Below are 8,350 nucleotides of genomic sequence, written 5' to 3'. Positions count from 1 at the left end.
ATGCCGCGCGGCGCACCGATGAACGCAATTTCTCTGAAGTTTTCTGAATAATAAGACGTCTTTACCCTTTAAAGGCGCGGGGTCTCGACAACCCAATCTCGCTTGCCTGCCACGATGTGGCAGGCTTTTTTTTGCTTTTTTTTTTTGCTTTTTTTTTGGGGAGGGGGGATTTGGTGAACGGGCGTGGCGTTAGCAGGAAGAATCTGCCGCCGGGCGCGATTTGCCTTTCCACTGCTGGATCAGCAGGCCGCAGATAATCATCACCAGGCCGATCAGGGTGGCGGGATGAATTGACTCGCCAATGATGGTGGCCAGCAGCATCAGAGAGATGAAAGGCGCGATAAAGATCAGGTTACTGATCCGCGCCGTATTCTCGGTCAGCTTCAGCGCATTGATCCACAGCACGAAGGTGATCCCCATTTCAAACAGGCCGACATAACTGACTGCCGCCCAGCCTTGCCAGGGCGCATCCGGCCAGCCGTCAACGGCGAGGCTGGCGCCGACGGAGATCGGCAGTGAGATCAGGAATCCGAGCAGCACACTGATCACCGGATCGGCCTGGTTACGGGTATTGAGGATCCAGTACATCGCCCAGAGTAGGGTCGAGAATAGCGCCAGCCCCACCCCGAGCGGGCTGTCAAAATCCAGCGCCAGCAGGTTCCCCTGAGTGGCAATCACCACCACGCCCAGGTAGCCGAATCCGCAGGCAATCCAGTCCTGGCGGCGGATGGTCTGGCCGAGGAACACGGCGGCCATCAGGGTCAGGGTGATCGCCCAGCTGTAGTTGAGCGGCTGGGCCAGCGAGGCGGGCAGCAGTGCATAGGCCTGGAACAGGATCAGGTAATAGGCCAGCGGGTTGATCAGTCCCAGCAGCAGATAATAGCCGGGGCGGGAGCGAAAGGTGCGTCCGAGCAGGTGAAGTTTGCCCTGATACAAGGCGATGGCGGTCAGCGCCAGCACGGAGACGGCACTGGCAGCCGCCAGCATTTGCAGCGGGGTGAAATAGCTCAGGGTGATCTTAAAGGCGGTGGCGACGGTCGACCACAGCAGGACGGCCGTCAGCCCGTAGCTCAGCGCGAGGCGTTCGTTCTTCATAACTTCCTTGTCCATCGGCTGCTGGGGATTTACCGCGCAGCTCGGTTATTTGTCGTATCCGGGCCGCCAGTGTATGCGATAGCCATCCGGGCGGAAAGCCTTTGCGGCGGGCGGGTGACGGGCACGTCGGTGACGTCACACAAGGGCGCTGGATGCGGAACACGGCTGGACATTTATCCAGTATCCACTTAGCCTGTAGCCCTTGAAACAGAACAGGCGCGGTGCTGACAGGCCGCGCTGAATTGGCGTCATAAAGGTTGGGTATCAATGATAACTGAGTGGCTTACAGGGACCGGGCTGGCCGTGGTCGCTGCCCTGATGGGGGCAACGGTCGCCAGCGTGATCACGGGGTTGTGGATGAAAGGGCGCATGGCGCAGCAACAGGCGCTGTACCAGCAGCAGAGTGAGGCGGATCTGCGCCTGGCGCAGAGCCGGGAAGAATACCTTAATGCCCAACTGGCCGAGCGCAACCAGGATCTCGACGAGCTGGATGTTGAGCGGGATCGCCTGACCTCTGAGTTGCGTCAGATGCACGCCCGGTTGGCCGCGGCGCTGGAGAAAATGCGCCACTTTGAGGCGGTGAAAAACGAGAAACAGTACCTGAGCGAGCAACTGGACAATGCCCGGATGGCCAATGCCGGGCTGGAAGCTGATCTGCGCGAGCAGGAAGCGCGCCATTTTGAAGAGCAAAAAGCCGCCGATGAGAAAATCGCGCTGCTGGAAAATGCCGAAGAGCGGCTGCGGGTGCAGTTTGAAAGCCTGGCCAATCGGTTGTTTGAGCAAAAGAGCCGCAGTGTTGATGAGCAGAACAAGCTCAGCCTGGCGACCCTGCTCGGCCCGCTGCGCGAGCAGCTGGAAGGATTCAAAAAACAAGTCAACGACAACTTCAGCCAGGAAGCGCGCGAGCGCCATACTCTGGTGCATGAGATCAACAACCTCAAGCAGCTCAATGAGCAGATGGCGCGCGAAGCCGTCAACCTGACCCAGGCTCTGAAAGGGGACAATAAGGCCCAGGGCAACTGGGGCGAAGTCGTACTGGCGCGGGTACTGACCGAATCGGGACTGCGGGAGGGTCACGAGTACCAGACCCAGATCAGCCTGGAAAACGAAGAAGGCAAGCGCTATCAGCCGGATGTGGTGGTCCACCTGCCGCAGGAAAAAGAGGTGGTGATCGATGCCAAGATGTCGCTGATCGCCTACGAGCGCTTTTTCAATGCTGACACCGTGGCGGAGCAGGAGCTGGCGATGAGCGAGCATATCGCCTCAATCCGCAGCCATATCCGAGGCCTGAGTCGTAAAGACTACCATCAACTGCACGGCATTCGCAGCCTCGACTATGTGCTGATGTTCATCCCGGTTGAACCGGCCTTCCAGGCGGCGGTGGAAGCCGACCCGTCGCTGATCCGCGATGCAATGGAGCAGAATATCATGCTGGTCAGCCCGACCACCTTGCTGGTGGCGCTGCGCACCATCAATAACCTGTGGCGCAACGAGCGCCAGAACCAGAATGCCAAACAGATCGCCGAGCGGGCCGGGAAGTTGTACGACAAGCTGCGCTTGTTCGTCTGCGATATGGAGGCGGTCGGTGCCTCGCTGGATAAAGCCAGCCAGAGCTACCAGGGCGCGATGAACAAACTGGTGCACGGCCGGGGCAATGTGATCCGCCAGGCGGAGAGTTTCAAGGCGCTGGGGGTCGAAGTGAAACGGGACATTAATCCGGCGCTGGCCGAGCAGTCTTTGGCAACGCTCGCGCGGGAGCGGGCGGCACCGGTATCGCCGGACGCCGCGATGGAGCGGATCGCGGCCACATCGGCAGTAAATGATTTGTCGTAGTGCTTTGAGCAAATCGCAGCCATCAAGTACACTAAGCCGATCAATACAGAGAGTTAGCATGACGGAAATAGCATGACGGACACGACACAAGATAAAACCCATTTTGGCTATCGCACCGTGGCCAAGGATGAAAAAGCGGAGCTGGTTGCAGAAGTTTTCCACTCGGTTGCGACCAAGTACGACATCATGAATGACCTGATGTCGATGGGCATCCATCGGGTGTGGAAGCGGTTTACGATTGATTGTAGTGGTGTGCGTCGTGGCCAGCGTGTTCTGGATCTGGGCGGTGGTACCGGCGACCTGGCGGCCAAGTTCTCGCGCATGGTCGGCGATGAAGGACAGGTGGTCCTGGCGGATATCAATAACTCGATGCTCAAGGTTGGCCGCAGCAAGATGCGGGACAACGGCATTGTCGGCAATATCAGTTATGTGCAGGCCAATGCCGAAGAGCTGCCGTTCCCGGATGATTATTTCGACTGTATTACCATCAGTTTCTGCCTGCGTAACGTGACGGATAAAGACAAAGCCCTGCGCTCGATGTTCCGGGTGCTCAAGCCGGGCGGCCGCCTGCTGGTGCTGGAATTTTCCAAGCCGGTCTTCGCGCCGTTGTCCAAAATCTACGACGCCTATTCGTTCCACCTGTTGCCGAAAATGGGCGAGCTGATCGCCAACGATGCCGACAGTTACCGCTATCTGGCCGAATCAATCCGTATGCATCCGGATCAGGACACCCTGGAAGGCATGATGCAGGATGCCGGCTTTGAACAGACCCGTTACTACAACCTGACCGGCGGGATTGTCGCGCTGCACCGTGGCTACAAATTCTGAGGATATTATGCCCATCGATGCTCTTGTAACCGGCGCCATTGAAACCTCACTCAACGCGCTGCTCAAAGACGATGCTGACAGCCAGCGTCGTCTGGCCCGCCTGCGCGGTAAAGCGATCAGTGTGACCCTGAATGAATTCAACAAGCAGCTGATTTTCATCTTCAGCCAGCAGATTGATGTGCTGGCGGCTTATGAAGGAGACGTGGACTGCCGTCTGGCACTCAACCTCAGTGTGCTGCCGGAGCTGCGCCAGCAGGCTAACCTGACCCAGCTGATCAAGGCCGATAAGCTTTCACTGGATGGCGATATTCAGTTGGCTCAGCAATTTTCCTCTCTTCTCAGTGGCTTAAAGCCGGATGTCGCCGAAATATTATCGCAATATACCGGTGATATCGTGGCCCACACGGTCGTCAGCGGGTTCAAAAACGGCGTCGAGACCCTTCGCCGCGGCGCCGAGCGTCGTCAGCGGGATCTGGCCGAAGTCATTACCGAAGAGTGGCGACTGGCGCCGCAGGCGCTGGAAGTGGCATATTTTGCCGATCAGGTCGATGATCTGCGCACCGATGTGGCCCGGCTCGAGTCGCGCCTGAACCAGATCCTGGAGCGCGCTGCAGTATGATGACGTCGTCGGAATTCAAGCGTCTCTATCAGATCACGGCGGTGAAGCTGCGCTACGGACTGGATGATTTCCTGCCCGATGATCCGCGGGTTAAGCTGCCCAAGATGATGCGCAAGTCGCTGTTCTGGATGAAGAACGAATATGCCGATCAGCCCCTGGGCGTGCGCCTGCGCCTCGCCTTGCAGGAGCTGGGACCGGTCTGGATCAAGTTTGGTCAGATGATGTCGACCCGGCGCGATCTGTTTCCGCCGCATATCGCCGATCAGCTGGCGATGTTGCAGGATCAGGTGGCCCCGTTTGACGGCAAGCTGGCCAAGCAGCAGATGGAAGAGTCGCTGGGCGGGCCGCTGGAAACCTGGTTCGATGACTTTGATGAAACTCCGCTGGCCTCGGCGTCGATTGCCCAGGTCCATACGGCGACCCTGAAATCCGACGGGCGCGAAGTGGTGCTCAAGGTGATCCGCCCGGACATCCTGCCGGTGATCCAGGCTGACATTAAACTGATGTACCGGATGGCCCGGATTGTTGCCCGGGCCTGGCCTGAAGCGCGCCGGTTGCGTCCGGTGGAAGTGGTCCGCGAATATGAGCGCACCTTGCTCGATGAGCTGAACCTGATGCGCGAAGCGGCCAACGGGATCCAGTTGCGGCGCAATTTTGAAGGCAGCGACATGCTGTATGTGCCGGAAGTCTACTCGGATCTCAGCAGCGAGCGGCTGCTGGTGATGGAGCGGATTTACGGCATTCAGGTGTCGGATATCGACGCGCTGGTGGCGAACGGCACGGATCTGAAAGTGTTGTCGGAAAATGCGGTGACGGTCTTTTTCACTCAGGTGTTCCGCGACAGCTTTTTCCATGCCGACATGCACCCGGGCAATATTTTTGTCTCGCGGAAAAACCCGCAAAATCCGCAGTGGATTGCCCTCGACTGCGGCATCGTCGGGACATTGAACCGCGAAGACAAGCGCTACCTGGCCGAGAACCTGCTGGCGTTTTTCCACCGCGACTACCGCAAGGTGGCGGAGCTGCATGTGGATTCGGGCTGGGTGCCGAAAAACACCAATATCGATGATTTTGAATTCGCGATCCGCACGGTGTGCGAGCCGATCTTCGAAAAGCCGCTGGCGGAAATTTCGTTCGGCCATGTGTTGCTGAACCTGTTTAATACCGCGCGCCGCTTTCATATGGAAGTGCAGCCGCAGCTGGTGCTGCTGCAGAAAACCCTGCTTTACGTTGAAGGGTTGGGCCGACAGCTGTATCCGCAGCTGGATCTGTGGGTGACTGCCAAGCCGTTTCTGGAAGACTGGATGTCGCGTCAGGTCGGGCCGCAGGCCGTGATCGAAGGGGTCAAGAACCGGGCGCCGTTCTGGGCGGAGAAATTACCGGAATTGCCGGAACTCATTTACGATAGTTTGCGCCAGGGCAATGCATTGAATCAGCGAATTGATACCCTGTACGACAATTTCATGTCCAGTCGGCGTTATCAGGGTCAGGCGAGATTCTATTTTGGCATTGGTGCGACCCTGGTTGTATGTTCTGCCATACTTTTTAGTAATCAGATTGAAACTTATCCGGCGCTTTCAGCCGTAACAGGGGTCACGTTTTGGTTACTCGGATGGCGTGCTTGTCGCAAATAGCGGTTAAAGTAGGCTTTAATATATATCATTTTGTGATCAACCATAATTAGCTGAGGTAAAACAAGCATGGGTGGTATTAGTATCTGGCAATTGCTCATCATTGCACTGATCATTGTGCTGCTGTTCGGCACCAAGAAGCTGCGCTCGTTGGGCGGCGATCTCGGTTCGGCAGTCAAAGGGTTCAAAAAAGCCATCGGTGATGAGGAGCCGGCTGCCAAGAAAGATGCAGATGCGGATTTCGAGCAGAAGAAACTGGCCGACGGTCAGGGTGAGCAGGCTCAGAAGAGCCAGAAAGATAAAGAGCAGGTTTAACACGTGTTTGATATCGGGTTCTGGGAGTTAATACTGATCTCCGTGGTGGGATTGGTCGTACTGGGGCCGGAACGTCTGCCTGTCGCGATCCGTTCGGTATCGCGCTGGGTAGGCGCTGCTCGGAATATGGCGAATGCGGTCAAGGATGAACTGTCCCAGGAGATGAAAATCCAGGAGTTGCAGGAAAATCTGAGAAAAGCAGAGCAAATGGGCATGAAAGATCTGTCACCGGAACTGCGTAATTCGGTGGAAGAACTCAAGCAGGCCGCTGCCGATGTACAGCGCCCGTATGCCGATAAAGCAGACAACAACGAGCGAGCCTCAGCAACCACTTCTCATAAGCAGGATTAATTACATCGCTATGTCTACCGTTGAAGAAACGCAACCGTTGTTCAGCCATTTGATCGAGCTGCGGAATCGGCTGCTGCGCTCTATTCTGAGTGTCTTCCTGGTCTTTCTGGGGTTGGTGTGGTTCGCCAACGATATTTATGCTTTCCTGTCGGCGCCGCTGGTGGAGCGATTGCCGGAAGGAGCCAGCATGATTGCGACCGATGTGGCCTCCCCCTTCTTTACGCCGATCAAGCTGACCCTGGTGACGTCCGTGTTTGTCGCGGTGCCGATGATCCTGTATCAGGTCTGGGCTTTTATCGCACCGGGACTGTACAAGCATGAACGCCGGTTGATCATGCCGCTGCTGTTCTCCAGCTCGCTGCTGTTCTACGCCGGGGTTGCTTTTGCCTACTTTGTCGTGTTCCCGCTGGTCTTCAGCTTCTTTACCAGTATCGCCCCGGAAGGGGTGCAGGTGGCAACGGACATCGCCAGTTACCTTGATTTTGTGCTGGCCCTGTTCCTGGCGTTCGGGATTGCCTTTGAGATCCCGGTGGCCATTATCCTGCTGTGCTGGACTGGTGCGACCGATCCGCAAAGCCTGCGCCAGAAGCGTCCGTACATTATTGTGGGCGCCTTTGTGGTCGGGATGATGCTAACCCCGCCGGATATTATTTCCCAGACGTTGTTGGCTGTTCCGATGTGCCTGCTGTTTGAAGTTGGCCTGTTCTGCGCCCGTTTTTATGTCCGGGAAGAAGCAGAAGAAGACGAAACCGAAACGGCCGGGCGCGACGGCGATTAATCGCGAACGTTTGATAAGAACCGGCTCCGGCCGGTTTTTTTATGGCAAAATGGCCCCGGATGAACAGAACACGGATAACACAGCATGATTGATATCGGGGTGAACCTGACCAATAGCCGGTTTGATAAAGATCGGGACGATGTGGTGGCCCGCGCGCAGGCGGCCGGGGTCGAAGGGCTGATCCTGACCGGGACCAGCCTTGCAGAAAGCCGTGACGCGCTGGCACTGGCCCGGCAGTGGCCGGGGTACTGCTACAGTACCGCCGGGGTGCATCCGCATGATGCCAAAACCGTGGCCGACCTGACTCTGCCGGAGATCCGGACGTTGGCGGGCGAGCCGGCGGTGGTGGCCGTGGGCGAATGCGGACTGGATTTCAACCGCGACTTCTCGCCGCGACCGCAGCAGGAAGCGGTGTTTGAAGCCCAGCTGGCACTGGCCGCTGAATTGAACATGCCGGTGTTCATGCACTGCCGGGATGCCCATACGCGGTTTGTTGAGATCCTCAAACCCTGGCGCGACCAGCTGCCGGCAGCGGTGCTGCACTGCTTTACCGGCAGCGAAGCCGAGCTTCGGGAGTGCCTGGATTTGGATCTGCACATCGGCATCACCGGCTGGGTCTGTGATGAGCGCCGCGGCACTGAACTGCGGGCGCTGGTCGGGCTGATCCCCGATGCGCGGCTGATGATCGAAACCGACTGCCCGTATCTGTTGCCGCGGGACTATCGCCCGAAGCCGAAATCCAGCCGCAATGAGCCGAAGTTTCTGCCGCATATCGCCGGGGTGATCGCCGAGTGCCGGGGGCAGGACGCAGCGACTGTGATGAAACAATCTTGTGCGACAACCAAGGCATTTTTCGCCATCTGACCTCCGAAAGTGGGCCGACGGTGGTATGATCGAGCA

At 57.6% G+C, this 8,350-nt stretch carries 9 protein-coding genes; 8 read left to right on the top strand and 1 reads right to left on the bottom strand.

Annotated elements, in window-relative coordinates; all coding sequences use genetic code 11:
- Positions 1–189 precede the first annotated feature (189 nt).
- Positions 190–1,095: a DMT family transporter gene (locus tag VV869_RS21355; protein ID WP_337736963.1), complete on the bottom strand. Its 906-nt coding sequence runs from the start codon at positions 1,093–1,095 to the stop codon at positions 190–192.
- A 267-nt stretch (positions 1,096–1,362) separates the two neighbouring features.
- Between VV869_RS21355 and rmuC the strand changes: the two genes are divergently transcribed.
- The 8 genes from rmuC to tatD all read left to right on the top strand — a co-directional run bounded on the left by rmuC (position 1,363) and on the right by tatD (position 8,314).
- The gene (gene rmuC / locus VV869_RS21350) at positions 1,363–2,928 is read left to right on the top strand and encodes a DNA recombination protein RmuC (RefSeq protein WP_337736962.1); all 1,566 of its coding nucleotides are present in this window, start codon (positions 1,363–1,365) and stop codon (positions 2,926–2,928) included.
- A gap of 72 nt (positions 2,929–3,000) precedes the next feature.
- On the top strand, positions 3,001–3,756 hold the full coding sequence (gene ubiE, locus VV869_RS21345) for a bifunctional demethylmenaquinone methyltransferase/2-methoxy-6-polyprenyl-1,4-benzoquinol methylase UbiE (RefSeq protein ID WP_337736961.1): 756 nt from the start codon (positions 3,001–3,003) through the stop codon (positions 3,754–3,756).
- A gap of 7 nt (positions 3,757–3,763) precedes the next feature.
- Complete coding sequence (locus VV869_RS21340) at positions 3,764–4,375, top strand: ubiquinone biosynthesis accessory factor UbiJ (RefSeq protein ID WP_337736960.1); 612 nt, start codon at positions 3,764–3,766, stop codon at positions 4,373–4,375.
- Positions 4,375–6,009, top strand: a complete 1,635-nt coding sequence (gene ubiB / locus VV869_RS21335; protein WP_337736967.1) for a ubiquinone biosynthesis regulatory protein kinase UbiB — start codon at positions 4,375–4,377, stop codon at positions 6,007–6,009. The genes VV869_RS21340 and ubiB overlap by 1 nt, the downstream gene beginning before the upstream one ends.
- A gap of 66 nt (positions 6,010–6,075) precedes the next feature.
- Positions 6,076–6,321 carry a Sec-independent protein translocase subunit TatA gene (gene tatA / locus VV869_RS21330; protein WP_337736959.1) on the top strand — a complete coding sequence of 82 codons (246 nt, stop codon included), beginning with the start codon at positions 6,076–6,078 and terminating at the stop codon, positions 6,319–6,321.
- A gap of 3 nt (positions 6,322–6,324) precedes the next feature.
- On the top strand, positions 6,325–6,672 hold the full coding sequence (tatB, locus tag VV869_RS21325; RefSeq protein ID WP_261601283.1) for a Sec-independent protein translocase protein TatB: 348 nt from the start codon (positions 6,325–6,327) through the stop codon (positions 6,670–6,672).
- Positions 6,673–6,682: 10 nt separating this feature from the next.
- The gene (tatC, locus tag VV869_RS21320) at positions 6,683–7,450 is read left to right on the top strand and encodes a Sec-independent protein translocase subunit TatC (protein ID WP_337736958.1); all 768 of its coding nucleotides are present in this window, start codon (positions 6,683–6,685) and stop codon (positions 7,448–7,450) included.
- Between the two features lie 84 nt (positions 7,451–7,534).
- Complete coding sequence (gene tatD, locus VV869_RS21315) at positions 7,535–8,314, top strand: 3'-5' ssDNA/RNA exonuclease TatD (protein WP_337736957.1); 780 nt, start codon at positions 7,535–7,537, stop codon at positions 8,312–8,314.
- Positions 8,315–8,350 lie beyond the last annotated feature (36 nt).

The sequence above is a fragment of the Photobacterium sp. MCCC 1A19761 genome, from assembly GCF_037389125.1.
Lineage (GTDB): Bacteria > Pseudomonadota > Gammaproteobacteria > Enterobacterales > Vibrionaceae > Photobacterium.
The sequence above is the reverse complement of the archived record's forward strand: the minus strand, read 5'-3'. Positions and strand labels throughout refer to the sequence as shown.